This window comes from Paenarthrobacter sp. YJN-D, assembly GCF_015040335.1.
Taxonomy (GTDB): domain Bacteria; phylum Actinomycetota; class Actinomycetes; order Actinomycetales; family Micrococcaceae; genus Arthrobacter; species Arthrobacter nicotinovorans.
Genome location: NZ_CP053549.1, coordinates 2,078,470 through 2,097,585, shown reverse-complemented (window position 1 = coordinate 2,097,585; position 19,116 = coordinate 2,078,470). Strand labels below are relative to the sequence as shown.

General features: G+C 64.8%; 17 protein-coding genes. 11 read left to right on the top strand and 6 right to left on the bottom strand.

The features are described 5' to 3' along the window. The first annotated feature begins 1 nt into the window (after position 1). Both HMI60_RS09895 and HMI60_RS09890 read left to right on the top strand, forming a co-directional pair. Positions 2 to 694: an ABC transporter ATP-binding protein gene (locus tag HMI60_RS09895; RefSeq protein ID WP_110504333.1), complete on the top strand. Its 693-nt coding sequence runs from the start codon at positions 2 to 4 to the stop codon at positions 692 to 694. A gap of 108 nt (positions 695 to 802) precedes the next feature. Further along, positions 803 to 1,873 carry a Gfo/Idh/MocA family protein gene (locus tag HMI60_RS09890; RefSeq protein WP_193591081.1) on the top strand — a complete coding sequence of 357 codons (1,071 nt, stop codon included), beginning with the start codon at positions 803 to 805 and terminating at the stop codon, positions 1,871 to 1,873. A gap of 15 nt (positions 1,874 to 1,888) precedes the next feature. Here the strand turns inward: HMI60_RS09890 and HMI60_RS09885 are convergent, their stop codons facing one another. The 3 genes from HMI60_RS09885 to HMI60_RS09875 all read right to left on the bottom strand — a co-directional run bounded on the left by HMI60_RS09885 (position 1,889) and on the right by HMI60_RS09875 (position 3,834). Further along, entirely contained in the window at positions 1,889 to 2,329 is a 441-nt protein-coding gene (locus HMI60_RS09885) for a DoxX family protein (RefSeq protein WP_018777221.1), read from the bottom strand. A gap of 69 nt (positions 2,330 to 2,398) precedes the next feature. Next, a complete protein-coding gene (locus HMI60_RS09880; protein WP_193591080.1) occupies positions 2,399 to 3,070 on the bottom strand; it encodes a phosphonatase-like hydrolase in 672 nt (223 codons plus the stop codon). After that, positions 3,067 to 3,834 carry a GntR family transcriptional regulator gene (locus tag HMI60_RS09875; RefSeq protein WP_026267088.1) on the bottom strand — a complete coding sequence of 256 codons (768 nt, stop codon included), beginning with the start codon at positions 3,832 to 3,834 and terminating at the stop codon, positions 3,067 to 3,069. The genes HMI60_RS09880 and HMI60_RS09875 overlap by 4 nt, the downstream gene beginning before the upstream one ends. Positions 3,835 to 3,997: 163 nt before the next feature. On the opposite strand from HMI60_RS09875, the gene HMI60_RS09870 reads away from it, so the two are divergent. The 5 genes from HMI60_RS09870 (at position 3,998) to HMI60_RS09850 (ending at position 8,997) form a co-directional block, all read left to right on the top strand. Next, positions 3,998 to 5,203: a TIGR03364 family FAD-dependent oxidoreductase gene (locus tag HMI60_RS09870; RefSeq protein WP_193591079.1), complete on the top strand. Its 1,206-nt coding sequence runs from the start codon at positions 3,998 to 4,000 to the stop codon at positions 5,201 to 5,203. Positions 5,204 to 5,245: 42 nt separating this feature from the next. Next, positions 5,246 to 6,175, top strand: a complete 930-nt coding sequence (locus tag HMI60_RS09865) for a phosphate/phosphite/phosphonate ABC transporter substrate-binding protein (protein ID WP_039240251.1) — start codon at positions 5,246 to 5,248, stop codon at positions 6,173 to 6,175. Then, on the top strand, positions 6,175 to 6,930 hold the full coding sequence (locus tag HMI60_RS09860) for a phosphonate ABC transporter ATP-binding protein (RefSeq protein WP_110504324.1): 756 nt from the start codon (positions 6,175 to 6,177) through the stop codon (positions 6,928 to 6,930). Before HMI60_RS09865 ends, HMI60_RS09860 begins: the two co-directional genes overlap by 1 nt. Continuing rightward, entirely contained in the window at positions 6,927 to 7,781 is an 855-nt protein-coding gene (gene phnE, locus HMI60_RS09855) for a phosphonate ABC transporter, permease protein PhnE (RefSeq protein ID WP_110504322.1), read from the top strand. Before HMI60_RS09860 ends, phnE begins: the two co-directional genes overlap by 4 nt. 106 nt (positions 7,782 to 7,887) lie before the next feature. Beyond that, the gene (locus HMI60_RS09850) at positions 7,888 to 8,997 is read left to right on the top strand and encodes an FAD-dependent oxidoreductase (RefSeq protein WP_193591078.1); all 1,110 of its coding nucleotides are present in this window, start codon (positions 7,888 to 7,890) and stop codon (positions 8,995 to 8,997) included. Between the two features lie 122 nt (positions 8,998 to 9,119). Here the strand turns inward: HMI60_RS09850 and HMI60_RS09845 are convergent, their stop codons facing one another. Continuing rightward, positions 9,120 to 11,339, bottom strand: a complete 2,220-nt coding sequence (locus tag HMI60_RS09845) for an NADP-dependent isocitrate dehydrogenase (protein ID WP_193591077.1) — start codon at positions 11,337 to 11,339, stop codon at positions 9,120 to 9,122. Between the two features lie 321 nt (positions 11,340 to 11,660). Here HMI60_RS09845 and HMI60_RS09840 point away from each other — a divergent pair, with 321 nt between their 5' ends. Beyond that, complete coding sequence (locus HMI60_RS09840; protein WP_018777212.1) at positions 11,661 to 12,662, top strand: serine protease; 1,002 nt, start codon at positions 11,661 to 11,663, stop codon at positions 12,660 to 12,662. 130 nt (positions 12,663 to 12,792) lie between these two features. On the opposite strand, the gene purH is transcribed toward HMI60_RS09840, so the two are convergent. Continuing rightward, entirely contained in the window at positions 12,793 to 14,463 is a 1,671-nt protein-coding gene (purH, locus tag HMI60_RS09835; RefSeq protein WP_018777211.1) for a bifunctional phosphoribosylaminoimidazolecarboxamide formyltransferase/IMP cyclohydrolase, read from the bottom strand. A 247-nt stretch (positions 14,464 to 14,710) separates the two neighbouring features. Next, positions 14,711 to 15,640: an endonuclease domain-containing protein gene (locus HMI60_RS09830; protein WP_193591076.1), complete on the bottom strand. Its 930-nt coding sequence runs from the start codon at positions 15,638 to 15,640 to the stop codon at positions 14,711 to 14,713. A gap of 172 nt (positions 15,641 to 15,812) precedes the next feature. Here HMI60_RS09830 and HMI60_RS09825 point away from each other — a divergent pair, with 172 nt between their 5' ends. Genes HMI60_RS09825 through HMI60_RS09815 form a run of 3 tightly spaced genes read left to right on the top strand, consistent with a single transcriptional unit; the run spans position 15,813 to position 19,078 of the window. Continuing rightward, a complete protein-coding gene (locus HMI60_RS09825; RefSeq protein WP_193591075.1) occupies positions 15,813 to 16,760 on the top strand; it encodes an N-acetylglucosamine kinase in 948 nt (315 codons plus the stop codon). Further along, positions 16,735 to 17,685: an N-acetylmuramic acid 6-phosphate etherase gene (gene murQ / locus HMI60_RS09820; RefSeq protein WP_193591074.1), complete on the top strand. Its 951-nt coding sequence runs from the start codon at positions 16,735 to 16,737 to the stop codon at positions 17,683 to 17,685. Before HMI60_RS09825 ends, murQ begins: the two co-directional genes overlap by 26 nt. Positions 17,686 to 17,725: 40 nt before the next feature. Continuing rightward, a complete protein-coding gene (locus HMI60_RS09815; protein WP_110504309.1) occupies positions 17,726 to 19,078 on the top strand; it encodes an MFS transporter in 1,353 nt (450 codons plus the stop codon). Positions 19,079 to 19,116 lie beyond the last annotated feature (38 nt).

Below are 19,116 nucleotides of genomic sequence, written 5' to 3'. Positions count from 1 at the left end.
CGTGATTGAAGTCAAGGACCTGGTCCGTCAGTTCAAGTCCGGTGACCGGACCATCAAGCCAGTCAACGGCGTGAGCTTCGAGCTCGAAAAGGGTTCGTTGTCGTCCATCGTGGGCAAGAGCGGCAGCGGCAAGAGCACACTGTTGTCCCTCCTGGGCGCATTGGACAAGCCCACCTCAGGGGACGTCGTCGTCGATGGCGTCAGCCTGGCGGGGCTGCCGGACGGCAAGCTGACCGAGTACCGCCGCCGCGACATCGGTTTCGTCTTCCAGCAATTCAACCTGATCCCCAATCTCAGTGCCGTGGACAATGTCATGCTGCCCATGGAGTTCGCCGGAGTCCGCAAAGCGACCAGGCTGAAGCGGGCCAAGGAACTGCTTGAGCAGGTTCAGCTGGATCCGGAGAAGCATTCGCGGCGGACCAACCGGTTGTCCGGTGGGGAGCAGCAGCGTGTGGCGATTGCCCGGGCGCTGGCCAACGAGCCCAAGCTGATCCTCGCCGATGAGCCCACCGGAAACCTCGATGAGCAGACCGGCGAGCACATCATCGAACTCCTGAGCTCCCTGAGCCGCGACCACAACACCACCATCCTGGTGGTCACGCACGACCGCAGCCTGGCTCAGAAAACCGAACGCTGCTTCCGTCTCCAGCAGGGCCGGCTGACCGAGGAGCTCAGAACCGGATCGCGTCGATGACCTTGACGCGCACCGCCACGAGCGCCGGAATGGCTCCGCCGAGTGCGCCCACAAGGACGGCTGTGCCCCTGGCCGCCAACGCCTGCGCGGAATGAGAGGATGGCTGGCATGACTCTTCCTATTGCCGTGCCGTGGCTCACAACCCAGGACAACCAGGATCCTCGCGCTGCCACCGGGCAACCTTTGCGGTGGGGCGTGGTGTCCACGGGCAATATCGCCAAGAGCGTCTCCCAGGACCTGGCCCTCTTGGAGGACGCGGAACTCTACGCCGTGAGTTCCCGGACCCAGGCTGCCGCGGATGCCTTCGCCAACGCTTCGGGTTTCGCCAAGGGATACGGGGACGACGCCGGTGTTCCCGGCTACCAGCGTCTGTTCGAGGATCCTGCGGTGGACGTGGTCTATGTGGCGACACCCCACGCCCAGCACTTCCAGATCGCCTCTGCGGCGTTGCGGGCCGGAAAGCACGTCTTATGCGAGAAGGCCCTCACCATTAATGCCCGTGAGGCCACGGAACTGGTGAAGATCGCGCGTGAGCAGAACGTGTTCTTCATGGAGGCGGTGTGGAGCCGCTTCCTGCCGAGCATGCAGCGGGCTTTCGAGATCGCAGCGTCCGGTGAGCTGGGGCAAATCCAGTGGGTTACCGCGGATCTCGGATTCCCGGCACCGTACGATCCTTCGGCCCGCATCTGGGCCCTGAACGACGGTGGCGGAGCGCTCTTGGACATCACGGTGTATCCCTTGCTCTGGGCCTTGGGGACGCTGGGCTTCCCGCAGTCGGTCACGGCGATCGGATCGCTGAATGAGGACGGCGTGGACACGCAGAACGCACTGACGCTGGGATATGACACGGGCGCACAGGCGCAATTGACGTCGTCCCTGATGGCCCATGGGCCAAGGACAGCCACCGTTGCCGGCGGCCTTGGCTACTTGCAGACAGTGGGATCGGTGAACAATCCGCGTGAGCTGCTGGTCAGGGTCGGCTGGGACGAGCCCCGTCACGAGCACTTCGACGTTGCAGGCATCGGCTACACCTATGAACTGCGCGAGGTGACCCGCTGTGTTCAGCAAGGACTCCTCGAGAGCCCGGTGATGCCGCTGGAAGACTCCATCAATGTGATGCGCCTCTTCGACGGCGTCCGTTCCCAGCTGGGTGTCCGTTACCCCAATGACGCCCGGTGATTTAACCAGGACGGGTTAAGACCCCTTGCGGCCTGGCTGCCTGGCCAGTTTGCGGTCCAGCGAGAAGGCCCCGGAGCCCAGGAAAACGAAGGCCACGGACACGGCGAAGTAGATGATGAGCAGCTCCGCCGTCACGCCCGCTTTGTCCGTGAGCAGGGGCTTGCCCGCTTCCGTCACGAACCAGATCGAGGCGAACATCAAAGCCGACAGGAACCCTGCCACGCGGGTCAGCGCTCCGAGGACCAGCAGCAGCCCCAGCCCCAGCTCACCGGCGATCACCAGCCACGCAACGATTTCCGGCTTCTGCACACCCATGGCAGCAACGGATGCTGCGAACGCGGCATGGCCGGCCATGAACTTCTGGAAGCCGTGGACCATGATGAGCGCGCCGAAGACCACGCGGAGTATCGTGACGCCACGGGCGGAGGACTTGGGTGAAGGGTGAAGGAATTTCACGCAGTCCAATCTTCCATGCCCGGCGCTCCCGGCCAAACGCCCGCAATCCGGCGACCTTGGAAAGAGAAGCTAGGACAGCAGCGCCGGGATGTCCTTCACTCCGGCCAGTATGTGGTGATGCGGGTGCGCGGCAAGCTCGTCGCGCCCGAGCTTGCCGGTTAGTACGCCGACGGCCAGGACCCCTGCGTTGTTGGCCGCAGCGAGGTCGTTGACAGTGTCGCCCGCTGCCATGACCGAGCGGACATCCTGGACTCCCGTCAGCTCCATGGCGCGGTGGATCATGAACGGCGCCGGACGCCCGGCGGCTACTTCGTCGGAGCACACGACGGCGTCCAGCAGGTTGCCGTCGCCGACGCCCCACCCCAGCCGCTCAAGAAGCGGCTCGGCGACGTCGCGTGAAAAGCCTGTCGTCAGGGCCACCTTGATGCCCCGGCGGCGGAGTTCGCGGAACGCGTCTTCGACGCCTTCCAGCGGGACGGGCGGGTTGGCATCGTAGAACCCGCCCAGGAGTTCCTTGAACCGCGCGAACGCTGCGGTCGCTGCGTCCTTCGTTGCGGTTCCTCCCCCGGCTTCGATCAAAGCGGTAATGGCCTCCACTTTGTCCGCACCCATCCACTCCTGGACGGCCTCGGGGCTGGTGTCGGCTCCGGTTTCTTCGACGCAGCGGGCCAGGGCAACATAGACGTCACCGTGTTCGTCGATGGTGGTTCCGGCCATATCGCAGGCTACGAGCTTGATCATGGGGTGGCTCCTTCGGTGTGGATGCGGACCAGGGCTGCCCTGCGCTCCACGGTGTTGTCGATGGTGAAGTTGGTAAGGGCCGGCAGGTAGCGGTCCTCTGAGTATTCAAGGGGCTGACCGTCACCGGAACGGGTGATGCGGCGTTCGCGCAGGAGCGGAATTCCTTCGGGTTGCTCCAGGAGTTCGGCGTCCTCGTCGCTGGCCGCTACTGCGTCGATGGTGTGCCGTGCGCTGTGCAGATCCACGCCTTGGTCCTTGAGGAACGCAAAAATGGATCCCGAGTCGGTGTCGAAGTCGAACAGTTTCCGGCCTACGTCCAGGACGAACGTGGTGCGCTCAATCATGGCCGGAGCTTCATCCAGATAGCGGACCCGCAGGACTTCCACAACCGTTGTCCCCGGCACCAGTCCGAGCGCTTCCGCAGCTTCCGGGCTCGCTTCGCGTCGTGCCACCTCCAGGGTTCGCTGGCCGGGCTTCTTGCCGATCCCCAGCGCCCACTCGGTGAACGAGTTGAAGGTGGAGAACGACTGCGACGGCACGGACGAACGGACCATCGGAGGACGGCCCCGGCCACCTGTAACCGCGCCTTCGGAACGGAGGAAGGCGAGCGCCTGGCGGATCGGTCCGCGGGAGGTTCCGAACTCCCGGCACAGCTCCGCCTCGCTTGGAAGCTGGAAACCGGGCGGCCATTCGCCGTCAGTGATGCGGCGCATGAATTCCTCGCTGAGCCGGACATGGAGGGGTGCGTTTTGCTGAGTGCTCACCAGTTGATAATACAAGTTTCCAGCATCAAGAGAGCCTCTTTCGCTGCATCCCACATGAATCCGGCGTGAACAAACATGAACGGAGGTTAAATTCTGATTAACTTGTATATACAAGTGGCGATGTAGCTTGATTCACCTCTTGCGTGCCGTCAAGGTCGATAGTGTGAACAACGCAAGCAACCCCACCTCAGCCACCGGCAACAGCCCCGGCCAAGCCGTCGACGTCGTCGTCGTCGGCGCCGGCATCATCGGCCTGGCGCATGCCGCCCACGCTGTTGCCAACGGACTGACTGTCACCATCATCGAACGCGACCACCACGCCGCCGGCGCCTCGGTACGGAACTTCGGCCACTGCTGCATCACGGCGCAGTCCGGCGAACTGTACGAGCTCGCAAAGACGTCCCGGAAGTACTGGCTCGAGTTCGCCGAGCAGGCAGGTTTTTGGGCCGTTGAATCCGGCGCAGTGGTCCTTGCCCGTGCCGATGCAGAGATGGCTGTCCTGCGCGAACTCTCCGCAGTCCGCGAGCCCGGCCAAGTGCAACTGCTCTCCCCTGCCGCGACACGGGAGCGCCTGGACCCGGTTGCGGCCGGACTGCCCGACGGCGGCACCCGCCAAGGCGTTTGGCCCGGCCTGGTCGGCGGAGCCTTCCTCCGCGACGACCTCCGCGTCGATCCCCGGACCACCGTCGCAAAGTTGGCCGAATGGCTGAGCCGGCAGCCCGGCGTCGAACTTCACTGGAACACCGCGGCACTGGGCTTCAGCCAATCGCCGGACGGCGTGACCGTGCAGACATCGCGCGGCGTGCTGCAGGCGAAGCAAGTGTTCGTGTGCGTGGGCCACGACGTCGACTACCTGTTCCCGGACCTCGCTGCGGAACACAGGATCCAGCGGTGCGCGCTCCAGATGTCATTGGCTGCCGGGCCAGCCGGAGTCCGCTTCACACCGGCTGTGCTCACCGCAACGTCCATGCTCCGCTACCCGGCTTTCACCGATATGCCCGCGGCGGAGGCCCTGCGCTCCGAAGTGGAAGCCAAGCAGCCGGAACTGTTGGACATCGGCGCCAACGTCATGTTCACCCAACGCCCCGACGGCACCATCATCCTGGGCGACTCGCACCACTACCACCGCACCGCCGACCCGTTCCTGGACGAGACAGTCACCGACGCCCTGAACAACGACATCAGCGGCAGGATCGGCCGGCCCCTGGAAATCATCGAACGCTGGCAAGGCATTTACGCGTCCTCGGACGTTGCCCCGATCCTGGTCCGCGACATCCAACCGGGCGTCACTGTGGTGTCCGTGACCTCCGGCGTCGGCATGACCCTGTCCTTTGGCCTGGCACACCGCAACGTGTCGCGTCTGTCCTGAGTTCCTCCGTACCCCCACCCCTCCCTTCGCCTAAGGATTCCCATGAAAACCACGCTCTTCACCGGCTCCGCGCTTGCCCTCGCCGCTGCTTTGGCATTGACCGCATGCGGCGGCTCAGCCCAGTCGTCTCCAGACCAGTCCTCCCCCGGGACGGTGTCGGCCACCTGCCCCAACGGCGGGATCAAGTTCGGCATCGAGCCCTACGAGGACCCGGCCAAGCTGAAGCCCGCCTACGACGTCCTGGCCGCTGCCCTTTCCAAAAAGCTCGAATGCCCGGTCACAGTCCAGGTGGTGGAGGACTACGCAGCCGAAGTCCTCGCCATGCGCAACGGCAAGCTGGACCTGGGGCAGTTCGGTCCGCTGGGCTACGTGTTCGCCGACACCAAGGCAGGCGCAGAACCACTGGTTTCATTCGGCACGGCAGAAAAGGAGCTCAGCAGCTACACGGCCGGAATCTGGGTACCCAAGGACAGCCCCATCCAGGCAATCGGCGATCTCAACGGCAAGTCCCTGGCCCTGGGCAGCGTCGGATCCACCAGCGGCGATGTCCTGCCCCGGTTCGGTCTCCGTGAGGCAGGCATCGCTGACGCCGACCTCACCATGGACTACACCGGCGGCCACCCGGAGGCACTCCTTGCCCTGACCAACGGGAAGGTGGACGCGGCCGAGATCAACTCGCAGACGCTGGCCACGGCGATCGCCGCGGGAACCTTCGCCAAGGACGATTTCCGCCAGGTCTGGACGTCCAACCCCATCCCGAACGATCCCATCACCGTACGCGGCGACGCCGATCCCGCCTTCAAACAAGCCGTCAAGGAGGCGTTCCTGTCACTGGAGCCCGCCGACGTTGCCAAGGTTGGAGAGTTCCTGGACGTGACCCCTCCCGGCCCGTTGCTGGAGGTCACCAAGGACAACTACACGCCCCTGTTCGAGCTCGCCAAGACCATGCACCTCACGGAGAAGGATCTGTAATGCCGCTCTCCGTCCAAGGGCTGGGTAAGTCCTTCAACGGCAGGACCGTCCTTCAGGGTGTCGACTTCTCCGTCGCCCCCGGTGAACTGGTTGCCTTCCTCGGCGCCAACGGCTCGGGCAAGTCCACCACGCTGCGTTGCGTCATGGGCATCACCGCTCCCGATGCCGGAAGCATCAGCATTGACGGCACGGCACTGGACCGTCTCCAGGGCCGCGAACTCCTGCAGGCGCGGCAGCGGATGGCCATGATCTTCCAGAAGATCCACCTGATTCCGCGCCGCACGGCCCTGGATAACGTCTGCGCCGGAGCCCTGGCACGCATCCCCACAGTCCGTTCCCTCACTCCGCTGCTGTTCCCCGCCGAAGTCCAGCAGGAAGCCCTGGACTGCCTGGACCGCGTTGGCATGGCGGACCGTGCCTTCGACCGAGTTGGCCGGCTTTCCGGCGGACAGCAGCAACGCGTGGCAGTAGCCCGGGCACTGTGCCAGCGTGCCGACGTCGTACTCGCTGACGAGCCGGTCTCCGCGCTGGACCCGCACGCCGCTGAACAAGTCATGGCACTGCTGCGCGAACTCGCACACTCCGAAGGCCTCGCCGTCGCGGCCGTGCTGCACCAGCCGGACCTTGCACTGCGTTACGCGGACAGGTCCATCGGGCTGCTGCACGGCTCAATGAACTTCGACCTTCCCTCCACGGAAGTCACCTCCGAACACCTCAACACGTTGTATGCCCCGGACAGGAACATCGCAGCATGACACCCCATACCTTGACCCCCGCCGTCGTGCGCCGGGACTCAACAAGCAAAAGCCGCGTGGCCCTGGTCCGCCCGAAGAAGCCCCTGCGGTGGATCACGACGGCGGCAGTGGCGGCCGTCGTCGTCGGACTTCACGCTGTGGCCATCCAAGGGACGGGCTTCAAACCCGAGTTGCTGGTGGACGGTTGGAGAGGCATGGCGGCGTTCATCGGCGATGCCTTCCCGCCGGACCTGAGCTGGGAACGGACCGTGAAGCCCGGACTGGAAGCGACGCTCGTGACCCTGTGGATCGGCTTGCTCGGCACCACGTTTTCCGTGCCGTTCGCCTTGCTCCTGGCCTCGCTTGCGGCAAGGAACACCAGTCCGCATCCTTCGGTGTACCAAGCTGCCCGGGCTGTGTTGTCCTTCTTCAGGGCGGTTCCGGACATAGTGTTTGCCCTGATCTTTGTCACCGCCGTGGGCCTGGGTCCGTTCGCGGGCGTCCTCGCGTTGATCTGCCACAACACCGGTGTCATGGGGAAGCTGTGGGCCGAGTCCATGGAAGAGATCGACGCCGGGCCGCAGGAGGCGCTGCGGACCGCCGGCGCCAACCGGATCCAGCAGGTCGCCAATGCCACGCTGCCCATGGTGATCCCGCAATTCGTGGGCCTGCTGTTGTACCGCTTCGACGTGAACGTGCGGTCCTCGCTGGTCCTTGGCCTGGTGGGCGCCGGTGGCATCGGGTTGCTGATCAACCAGTCCATCAAGTCCTTCCAGTTCGATTCCATGCTCACGCACATCCTGATCGTGCTGGTGCTGATCGTCGTGGTGGACCAGTTCTCCGCGTGGATCCGCCGGCGGTTGGCTGCGTAACCCGCATTCCGGCCCAATCCACGTTCCAACCCAACTGGGGGCAGAATGGGAGGTGGCTCTTCTTGGAGCCACGGTTGGTCTCGCGGACGTTGTGGATGGAGCAGGCATGCAGGTTGATGTTGTAGTTGTTGGCGGAGGAGCCATGGGATCGGCCGCTGCATGGCAGTTGTCCCGCTCCGGACGTTCGGTGGTCCTGCTGGAACAGTTCGAGGCCGGCCACCACATCGGTGCCTCCCACGGAGCAACCCGCAACTTCAACACCGCCTACGCCGAGGCCGACTACCTTGACCTCCTCGCAGAGTCCAAGACCCTCTGGGACGAGCTCGCGGCAGAAAACGGGGCGCCGCTGCTGGACCTCGTGGGCTTGGCCAACCATGGCAACATCCCCAAGCTGGAACTGGTGCGGGAAGCACACCAGGAACGCGGCATCGAGAGCTACTTCATGTCCGCCGACGAGGCCGCGGACCGTTGGCGGGGCATGAACTTCTCCACCGATGTCCTCTTTGTGCCAGGATCCGGCCGGATCCGCTCGACTGACGCCTTGGTGGCGCTGCGGAAATCGGCGGAGTCGCACGGCGCGGTCTTCAAGTATTCGACGCCGGTCCGGGACATCCGGGTGGACGGCGCCGATTCGGTGGTGGTGGTGACGGAGGAAACCGAGTACACCGCCAACCGCGTGGTGGTGACGGCCGGAGCCTGGACCCCCAAAGTCCTGAAGGACCTCGTCAAGCTGCCCGCACTGGTGGTCACCCAGGAGCAGCCCGCCCACTTCACCCCGACCGATAACACCTTGGTGTGGCCGAGCTTCAACCACAATCCGGACCCCGACCCGAACAACGAACTCTACGAATACTGGTTCAGCCCGGTCTACGGCATGCTCACCCCTGGAGAGGGCGTCAAGGCCGGCTGGCACGGCGTCGGGCCCGTCATGGACCCTGATGAGCGCACGTTCGAGCCCATCCCCCAGCAGCTCGAAGCCCTGGTGCGGTACGCGGAAGAGTGGCTCCCCGGCGTCGATCCTTCCACTGCGGTTCCCATCAGCTGCACCTACACCACCACCCCCACGGAGGACTTCGTCCTGGACGGTTTCGGCCCGTTGGTGGTGGGCGCCGGATTCTCGGGGCACGGTTTCAAGTTCACGCCGGCCATTGGCCGGGTGCTGAAGGACATCGTCGACGGCGGCGTGGCACCTGACCGGTTCCTCGCCGACCGCTAGGAGTTTTTGTGCACCTAATGCCCTTTAGAGGGGCTTTTAAGGACGCTATGTGTACAAAAACTCCAATGGGGGGACGAAAAAGACCCCGCAAGCGTGATGCTCGCGGGGTCTTTTCGCGGTGACTACTTCAGGGTCGCAACGACCTTGTTGAACGTAGCCGACGGGCGCATGATCTCGGCAGCCTTGGCGGCGTCCGGACGGTAGTAACCGCCAAGGTCGACGGCGGGACCCTGCACGGCTGCCAGCTCACCGACGATGGTCTCCTCGTTGGAGGTCAGGGCTTCGGCGATACCGGCGAAGTCCTTGGCCAACTCGGCGTCTTCGGTCTGCTTGGCCAGTTCCTGTGCCCAGTACATGGCCAGGTAGAAGTGGCTTCCACGGTTGTCGAGTTCGCCGACGCTGCGGCGCGGGGACTTGTTTTCCAGCAGGAACGTGCCCGTGGCGCGGTCCAGCGTGTCAGCAAGAACCTGTGCCCGCGCGTTGCCGGTGGTGGTGGCCAGGTGCTCGAAGCTCACGGCCAGGGCCAGGAACTCGCCCAGGCTGTCCCAGCGGAGGTGGTTTTCCTTGACCAGCTGCTGGACGTGCTTGGGAGCGGAGCCGCCGGCGCCGGTCTCGAACAGGCCGCCACCGTTGATGAGCGGAACGATGGAGAGCATCTTGGCACTGGTGCCGAGCTCGAGGATCGGGAACAGGTCCGTGAGGTAGTCGCGGAGGACGTTGCCCGTGACGGAGATGGTGTCCTGGCCCTTGCGGATGCGCTCCAGGGTGAAGGCCGTGGCCTCAACCGGGGAGAGAATCTTGATTTCAAGGCCCTCGGTGTCGTGGTCCTTGAGGTACTCGTTGACCTTGGCGATGAGGTTGGCGTCGTGGGCGCGGCCCTCGTCCAGCCAGAACACTGCCGGGGTCTGGGACGCGCGTGCACGGGTGACAGCCAGCTTGACCCAGTCGCGGACGGGGATGTCCTTGGTCTGGCAAGCGCGCCAGATGTCACCGGGGAAGACCTGGTGTTCGGTCAGGACGTTGCCCTTGCTGTCCACGAGCTGGACGGTGCCCGCTGCCTGGATCTCGAAGGTCTTGTCGTGGCTGCCGTATTCCTCCGCTGCCTGCGCCATGAGGCCCACGTTGGGGACAGTGCCCATGGTGGTGGGGTCGAACGCCCCGTTGGCACGGCAGTCGTCCAGCACAACCTGGTACACGCCGGCGTAGGAGCTGTCCGGGATGACGGCCAGGGTGTCGGCTTCCTTGCCGTCCGGGCCCCACATGTGGCCGGAGGAGCGGATCATGGCCGGCATGGAGGCGTCAACGATGATGTCCGAGGGAACGTGGAGGCTGGTGATGCCCTTGTCGGAATCAACCATTGCCAGCGCGGGACCCTCTTCGAGGCCCTTGGTGATGGCTGCCTTGACGCCTTCGCGGACGTCCTCCGGCAGGTCTTCCAGGCCGCTCAGGATGGCTGCGAGGCCGTTGTTCGGGCTGATGCCGGCGGCTGCCAGCTGCTTGCCGTAGGTGTCGAACAGCTCGGAGAAGTAAGCCTTGACCACGTGGCCGAAGATGATGGGGTCGGAGACCTTCATCATGGTGGCCTTCAGGTGTGCGGAGAAGAGGATGCCCTCTTCCTTGGCGCGGGCAACCTGTGCTTTGAGGAACTCGTCCAGGGCGTCGGCGCGCAGGACGGTGGCGTCAACAACTTCGCCGGCCAGGACCGGGAAGTCCTTCTTGAGGACCTTGGTGGTGCCGTCTTCGCGGACAAGCTGGACGCTGAGGGAGTCGGCGGCGTCGAGGACGACGGACTTCTCGTTGGAGCGGAAGTCGTTCTGGCCCATGGTGGCGACGTTGGTCTTGGAGTCAGCGGACCAGGCACCCATGGAGTGCGGGTTCTGGCGGGCGTAGTTCTTGACCGACAGGGGTGCGCGGCGGTCGGAGTTGCCTTCGCGCAGCACCGGGTTCACGGCGGAACCCTTGATCTTGTCGTAGCGCGAGCGGATGTCCGTCTCGGTGTCCGAGGAGGGGTTGTCCGGGTAGTCCGGGAGGGCGAAGCCCTGGGCCTGGAGCTCGGCGATGGCAGCCTTGAGCTGCGGCACGGAGGCGCTGATGTTGGGCAGCTTGATGATGTTGGCTTCCGGCTGCTTTGCCAGTTCACCAAGTTCGGCAAGGGCGTTGCCCGTGCGCTGCTCTTCGGTCAGGAAATCGCCGAAGACGGCGATGATGCGGCCGGCCAGCGAAATATCGCGGGTCTCCACCTCTACACCTGCGGTCGAGGCATACGCTTCCACAATCGGCAGGAATGAGTAGGTTGCCAGCATCGGCGCTTCGTCTGTGTGGGTATAGATAATCTTGGCCATTGGCGGGGTTCTCCCTGAAAGTCTGCAGATTTCAACACTCCTAACTTACCCGAGTAGACCGTTTTGGCGGCCCTTCGTGTCCGGGATCACTCTCTGGGTTACCGCCCGGGAAAGCGATTTACCCCCGACGGCGACCTGACCGCCGCAGCTGCCTGCCGCCGTCGTGTACTCCTCCCCACAGCACGACAAGGAAATGACAGCAAATTATCACAAACTCTGAAACATCTCTTTACAAACTTGTCATACGTTGGGTAGCTTCGATTCCGTCAGTCGGCGGTCGCCATCACTGGCCGCCTCACTCCCTCGATAGGTAGGAACAACGTGACAAAAACCAAGACCCTGGCCACAAGCCTGCTGAGTCTGTCCGCTGCCGCAATCCTGGCGCTGGTAGGAACAACCAGCGCCAACGCAGCACCGTCAAAGGACGCGGACACCAGCGGCGCAGCGGTCAGCAGCCATGCAGTCTCCGACGCCGGCGCTGCAGATTACTGGACACCGGAACGCATGAAGAACGCCAAGTCCGGCGACATCCTGGCCGCAAAGGCACTGGAACGCGGCCGGCTCCTCAACCTGGGCAAAGCGCCAGCCACCGAAGCCCCGGGCGCCATCAGCAGCATCGCCGGCCAGCCTGCGGCCACCGACTCCACCACGATCGACCGGAAGGTCAACCAAAGCGAAACGCCGGTCAAGCACATCGGCAAGATCTTCTTCACCCTGGGCGGCTCCAACTACGTCTGCTCCGGCAACTCCGTGACAGCGGCCAACAAGAGCACAGTGTCCACCGCCGGCCACTGCCTCAACGAAGGTCCGGGCGCCTACGCAACCAACTTCGTCTTCGTGCCCGCCTACCTCAACGGTGCAGCACCCTACGGGAAGTGGACGGCAAAGGCGCTGTACGCCCCCACCCAGTGGGCATCGAACGGCAACATGCAGTACGACACCGCCTTCGCCGTCATGAACACCCTCAACGGCCAGAAGCTCGCCGACGTCGTGGGCTCCTCCGGTGTCCAGTTCAACGCCGCCCGTGGCCTGAGCTACAAGTCCTTCGGTTACCCGGCAGCCTCACCCTTCAACGGCGAATCGCTGAAGAGCTGCTCCGGCACCGCCACCAACGATCCCTACAACCCGCAGTTCGCCACGCAGGGCATCCCCTGCAACATGACCGGTGGTTCCTCGGGCGGTCCGTGGTTCATCGGCAACAGCTCCAGCGGCTACCAGAACTCCGTCAACAGCTACGGCTACGGCAGCAACTCCAGCACCATGTACGGCCCTTACTGGGGCACCGTAATCCAGTCCACCTACAACACCGCTGCGGCTTCGTAACTGATGTAGCAAGTCCCTGTTAACAACGACGGCGGCCGTCCCCTTCCGGGGCGGCCGCCGTTTCCGTTGTGGGCCCACGCCGCCCGGGTTCCCTGGCCGAAGCGCAGCGAGGTTAGGGCGGCGGTGGGGACTAGTGGAAGAAGTGGCGTGCGCCGGTGAAGTACATCGTGATGCCGGCAGCGTTGGCTGCGGCGATGACTTCCTCGTCGCGGACCGAGCCACCGGGCTGGACGACGGCGCGGACACCGGCGTCGATCAGGATCTGCAGGCCGTCAGCGAACGGGAAGAACGCGTCGGAGGCTGCAACCGCGCCGCGTGCCCGTTCCGGTGCGTTGGCACCGCTGGCGTTGGACGCGCCGCCGGCACCTTCGACGTCGGACTCCACCTGGACGCCCAGCGTGTTGGCGCGCTCCACGGCAAGGCGGCAGGAGTCCAGGCGGTTGACCTGGCCCATGCCGATGCCCACGGCAGCACCGTGGTTGGCGATCAGGATGGCGTTGGACTTGGCAGCGCGGCAGGCAGTCCAGGCAAATGCGAGGTCCGCGAGGGTGGCGGCATCAGCGGCTTCGCCGGCAGCGAGGGTCCAGTTGGCGGGGTTGTCGCCCTCGGCGTCCACTTTGTCGCTCATCTGGACCAGGACACCACCGGAAACCTGGCGCATCTCGGACGGGTAGCGGCCATAGCCCTCGGGCAGGGCGAGCAGGCGGATGTTCTTCTTCTTGGAGAGGATCTCCACGGCTTCGGGCTCGAAGTCAGGTGCGATGACGACCTCGGTGAAGATGTCGGCAACGGTGCGGGCCATGCCTGCAGTCACGGTGCGGTTGGCAGCGATGACGCCACCGAAAGCGGAGACGGGGTCGCAGGCGTGTGCCTTGGCGTGGGCGTCAGCGATCGGGTCGGCCGCGTCAGCGGAACCGACGGCGACACCACACGGGTTGGCGTGCTTGACCACTGCAACGGCGGGCTCGGCGAAGTCGAACGCTGCGCGGAGGGCGGCATCGGCGTCGACGAAGTTGTTGTAGCTCATTGCCTTGCCGTGCAGCTGGTCGGCCTGGGCGATGCCCGCCGGAGCGGCCTTGTCCACGTAGAGGGCAGCCTGCTGGTGCGGGTTTTCGCCGTAGCGGAGGACCTCGGAGCGCTCCAAGGCCAAGCCGGCGTAGGCGGGCCAGTCAATGACGCCGTCGCCGTCTTCGTCCAGGAACTGGCTGGCGGTCCAGGAGGCAACAGCGTTGTCGTAGCTGGCCGTGTGCGCGAAGGCCTTGGCAGCCAGGCGGCGACGGGTGTTCAGGTCGAAACCGCCGTGCGCAGCGGCGTCGACAACGGCACCGTAGAAGTTCGGGTCCGTGACGATGGCGACGGCGGCGTGGTTCTTCGCGGCCGAACGCACCATGGCGGGGCCGCCGATGTCGATCTGCTCCACGACGTCATCCTGCGCCGCGCCGGACTTCACGGTCTCGACGAACGGGTACAGGTTCACCACAACGAGGTCGAAGGTTTCGATCTCCATGCCGGCAAGGGTGTCCATGTGCGCCGGAACGCGACGGTCGGCCAGGATGCCGCCGTGCACGCGGGGGTGCAGGGTTTTGACCCGGCCGTCCAGCATTTCCGGGGAGCCGGTGACTTCTTCGACTTCCTTGACCGGGATGCCTGCGGCGGCAATCTTCTTGGCGGTGGAGCCGGTGGAAACAATGGCGACGCCTGCTGCGTGCAGGCCCTTCGCGAGCTCCTCCAGTCCCGTCTTGTCGTAAACCGAGATCAGTGCACGGCGGATGGGAACACGGTCAAGCTGCGTCAAGCTCACAAAAGTCTCCGTCTTAGTTCGCGTAGATGTCGCGGGTGGTGGGGATACGGAGAGTTTATCGTGTTTCGTTGGCACCCCGCTTTTGCGTCTTCGCTCCTGGATTGCGGCACCCCGTTGCGGGGCCTGCTCTGCGCGGCATTCGTCCGGCTTGGGACGCACACCAGGCCCCACAAACTCGGCCACCCCGTTGCGGGGCCTGATCTGCGCGCCATCCTTCCCACATGGGACGCACACTAGGCCCCACAACTCACGACGGCAGTCGCAGCCACCCGCGCGAACTCAGGGCATCCCTGATCTTCCGCTCGGAATGTGCCCATCCAGCATTCATCTGGACCTGCGAGAACCTCAGCACGATCCACCCCATGGCCCGGAGCCGATCATCACGTTCAATGTCCTTACCCCATTGCGCCGGGTCACTCCGATGATGGTCACCCTCATATTCGAGAGCGATCTTGTACTCCTCGTATTGCAGGTCGGGCGTGGAAATGTAGATTCCACGCTCGTCGAAGATCGGCCGGGTAACCGCCGGCTCCGGCAGACCGGCGTCGTCGATCATCACGCGCAAGCGGGACTCCTGCGGTGAGTCCACTCCTGGGCGCAACAGCGGCAGGACCTCTCGAGCCATCCGGATTCCCTTAACCTTGGGGCGCCGGTCAATGACTTCCTGGATGGCATCGATCGAAGAAAGCGGGTTCGTCCGCGCCAGCAAGTAGTCGCCGGAGGCTACGAGGGAAGCCCGGCCCATGTGTCGCGCGAGATCCACCCACGTCCACTCCGGAGATGTCAGGTTGATGCCCTTGAAGACCCGGACATCCCTGGCCAGGAGTGGAGCCCGATGCCCAACCACTCCCCGACGTTTTACGCGGCCTATCTCCTGGCGTCGAGTGACATGGATCAGGCCGCTGCGGCCTTCCTCTTCCAGATAAAGGGGCAGCGGAATGGACCACAGAAGCGCGGCGGTCACATGGCTCACGGCGCTCCGTGGCGTCACTGAGGAGTGCAACCGGCCCAGCAACTCAAGGTCGGGCTCGCTGGTTCTTGGCACTCGTATGCCCCTGCTGGGGGTGATGAGGTCACCGGTCTGAAGGCGCCATCGCGGGACTCCCTCGGCGTAGGCGTCTTTCACGAGGAAGCCACCGGGATCAAGGGAAGCTGGCAAGGGTGTCGGATTTCGCATTCAACCATGCTCCCGAAAAACGATATCCAACATTCAGATATCCACAGATTCGTCCCTTCGAGCCGGGGCGACCCCTCCTCCACAGGGCATTGTGAGGCCCGGTCTGCGCCTGATATCCGAACAATGGCACGCAGAGCCGGCCCCACAACGACATGCAACATAGGGTTGAGCCATGGAAGCGCCCAACGATGTCGTTCTTGTTGCCGATGTAGGAAAGAGCCGCTGCCGCGTGGAATTGCGCCGCGGAACTGAGCTGCTGGGCGCCGCAGACCAACACGGTTTTCCCGGCGTCCACGTGGAGAATGGCCCCACACTGGCGTTCGAGCTGCTCCTTGAAACTGTCGCCTTGCTTCCACCCGCTCTTCCCCTCGGCGCGGTCACCAGCGTCGGGGCGGCCGTAGCGGGCGTGGCAGCTTCCGAGACGAAGGCCCAGGAACTGGCCACCCTGTTGTCGCAGCGCTTCAGCGTCCCCGCAGCTGTCCTGTCCGACGCCACGGCCGCCCAGCTCGGCGCACTCCAGGGCGCCCCGGGCACTACGTTGATTGTCGGCACGGGCGCCGTTGCCTTCCGTTTTGACGAAGCCGGGGTCCTGCACCGGGCCGACGGTTGGGGACCGTATCTGGGTGACCGCGGCAGCGGCCGCTGGATCGGCCAGCGGGGTCTGCAGGCAGTCCTCGAAGCGCACGACGGCGGTCCCTCCACGTCTTTGTCGGCCGCGGCAGGGGCGCTGGTCGAGTCGCCGGAACTCCTTCCGGGATGGTTGGCCGAACAGGAGAACCCCTACCGGGCGATGGCCCGGTTCGCGCCGCTGGTTCTGCAGGCAGCGGAGGCGGGTGACGCCGTCGCGCATGGCATCGTCGGTGAGGCATGCCGCATCCTGTCCCGCACCGTGGAGCTCGCCTCCGGCGGGGACGGCACGTCACGGCGCGTGGCATTGCTGGGCGGAGTGGTGGGATCGGACTTCTTTGCCGCGCTCTTGCGGAAGTCCCTCGCTTCGGCTGGGATTGAGGTGGTGGCGCCGCTCGGCGATGGCTTGGACGGTGCTGCCCTCGCTGCGACGCGCCGCGGGCTCATCCAGGAAAGGTACATCCACCGTGACGGAACAAACTGGCCCGACTGACGCGGACAAACTCGCAGGCCTGCGCTCGGAACTAGCCGGATTGCAGACCGAAGCCGCCGCCGAAGGCCTGGACAACCTGGACATCCTGGGCACCGAAGAACTCGTGGCGGCCATGCTCGCCCACAGCGCGGGAGTACACGCCGCCGTCGCAGCGGCCAGCCCGGCCATTGTGCACACCGTCGACGCCGTTGCGGAGCGGCTCCAGCGCGGAGGCCGCCTTTTGTATGTGGGAGCCGGGACGGCCGGACGTTTGGGTGTGCTCGATGCCAGTGAGTGCCCACCGACATTCGGCACCCCGCCGGGACTCGTCGTCGGGCTGATCGCAGGCGGACTTAAAGCGATCCAGCACCCTGTGGAGTACGCCGAGGACAACGCAACGGCCGGGGCACGCGACCTGCACGATATCAACGTGACCGAGGCGGACGCCGTCGTCGGAATCACTGCCTCCGGGCGGACCCCGTACGTGATCGGCGCGCTGGAGGAAGCCCGGAAGCGCGGCGCGTTCACGGCGTCGCTGGCGTGCAACAAGGGCTCGGCCGTGAGCCATGTGGCGGATGCGGCGATCGAGGTGGTGGTGGGTCCCGAGTTCATCGCCGGCTCCACCCGGTTGAACTCCGGCACGGCGCAGAAACTTGTCCTCAACATGATCAGCACGCTGGTGATGGTGAAGCTGGGCAAGACCTACGGAAACCTCATGGTGGATCTGCGTGCGACGAACGAGAAGCTGCAGGCCCGTTCGCAGAGGACCGTCCAGCACGCCACCGGGGTTTCCGCCCAGGAAGCCGCCGCCGCATTGGACTCCGTGGGCGGCTCGGTGAAAGCCGCGATTCTGGTGCTCCTGACGGGCATCGATGCTGGTCAGGCCAAGGGTGCGCTGGAGGAAGCCGGCGGTTTCCTGCGCAGGGCCATCGAGAACCAGAAGTAACGTTGCCCGGCAGCGCATAAAGTTGCATGCAGGAGGCCCAATGAATACATACACAGCCGTGCCCAGCGGCGAACAAGTAGTGCAGGAACTGCCGTGGCGGTGGAAGGTTCAAGGCAGGATTTTCCTGATCGGTGGCCTCGGGTTCATGTTCGATGCCTGGGACGTCACGCTCAACGGCATCCTGATCCCCCTGCTGTCCAAGCACTGGTCGCTGCAGCCGGCCGACGCTGCGTGGATCGGTACCGCCAACTTGATCGGCATGGCCGTGGGTGCGTTTGCCTGGGGCACTATCGCCGACACCATTGGGCGGAAGAAGGCCTTCACCGCCACCCTCCTGATCTTCAGCATCTTCACCGTTCTGGGTGCGTTCTCGCCGGACATCGTGTGGTTCTGCATCTTCCGCTTCATGGCCGGCTTCGGCCTTGGCGGCTGCATTCCCGTGGACTATGCGTTGGTGGGTGAGTTCACGCCGCGCAAGCAACGTGGCCGGGTACTGACAGCCATGGACGGTTGGTGGCCGGTGGGCGCTGCCCTGTGCGGGTTCGTATCGGCCTGGCTGGTTGCAGCTTACGGCGACTGGCGGCTCACCATGCTGATCATGGTGCTCCCCGCGTTGCTGGTTTTCTGGATCCGGCGCAGTGTTCCGGAGTCTCCTCTGTTCTTGATCCGAAAGGGCCGGCGGGCCGAGGCAGCGGCCGTCATTGATCGGCTGGTGGACGCGACCGGGGCTGAGCCGCGCGCTTACAGCCTGCCCGAGCCCCAAGCCGCTCCCCGCCTCTCCGCGGGCTCCGCGTGGACCCAGTTGCAGCGGATATGGCAGTTCAACTGGAAGATCACGACGGCTGCCTGGGCTTTGTTCTTCAGCATTCTGCTGGTCTACTACTTGTCTCTGACCTGGATGCCGCGCATTCTCATCGGCGCGGGGTTTGAGGAGTACAAGGCGTTCGTGACCACGGCGGGAATGGCCGCCGTCGGGCTTTTGGGCGTCGTGGTGGCCGCAGTCCTGGTGGAGCGTGTGGGACGCAAGTGGATCCTCGCCATCACCGGTCCGCTGTCCGCGTTGACGCTGGTGATTGTGGCGTTCGTGGTGGATGTGCCCTCCGCGGCCGTGTTCTGGCTGCTGGTGTTCGGCTTTGTGGTGCAGGTGGCCATCCCGGTCCTGTACGCCTATGTTTCCGAGCTGTATCCGACGGAGCTGCGTGGCTCCGGCTTCGGCTGGGCTTCTACGTTTTCCCGCATCGGCGCCGGATTCGGCCCGTTGGTGTTTGCTTCGTTCTTCTGGCCGGAGTTCGGGTTGGCGACGTCTTTCGCGCTGGCGGGTGGGCTGGTGCTGCTCTCGGTGCTCTGGATGGCGTTCTTCGCCCCGGAAACCAAACAGCAGATCCTCGACTAGCCCGTTTAGCCAGCGAGGGGTGGGCGCCCTTGGGGTGG

Coding starts and splice junctions, on each gene's coding strand:
- HMI60_RS09845 (WP_193591077.1), bottom strand. CDS start 11,339: ATGGCCAAGATTATCTATACCCACACAGACGAAGCGCCGATGCTGGCA.
- HMI60_RS09830 (WP_193591076.1), bottom strand. CDS start 15,640: ATGCGAAATCCGACACCCTTGCCAGCTTCCCTTGATCCCGGTGGCTTC.
- HMI60_RS09890 (WP_193591081.1), top strand. CDS start 803: ATGACTCTTCCTATTGCCGTGCCGTGGCTCACAACCCAGGACAACCAG.
- HMI60_RS09825 (WP_193591075.1), top strand. CDS start 15,813: ATGGAAGCGCCCAACGATGTCGTTCTTGTTGCCGATGTAGGAAAGAGC.
- HMI60_RS09860 (WP_110504324.1), top strand. CDS start 6,175: ATGCCGCTCTCCGTCCAAGGGCTGGGTAAGTCCTTCAACGGCAGGACC.
- HMI60_RS09865 (WP_039240251.1), top strand. CDS start 5,246: ATGAAAACCACGCTCTTCACCGGCTCCGCGCTTGCCCTCGCCGCTGCT.
- HMI60_RS09880 (WP_193591080.1), bottom strand. CDS start 3,070: ATGATCAAGCTCGTAGCCTGCGATATGGCCGGAACCACCATCGACGAA.
- phnE (WP_110504322.1), top strand. CDS start 6,927: ATGACACCCCATACCTTGACCCCCGCCGTCGTGCGCCGGGACTCAACA.
- HMI60_RS09815 (WP_110504309.1), top strand. CDS start 17,726: ATGAATACATACACAGCCGTGCCCAGCGGCGAACAAGTAGTGCAGGAA.
- HMI60_RS09850 (WP_193591078.1), top strand. CDS start 7,888: ATGCAGGTTGATGTTGTAGTTGTTGGCGGAGGAGCCATGGGATCGGCC.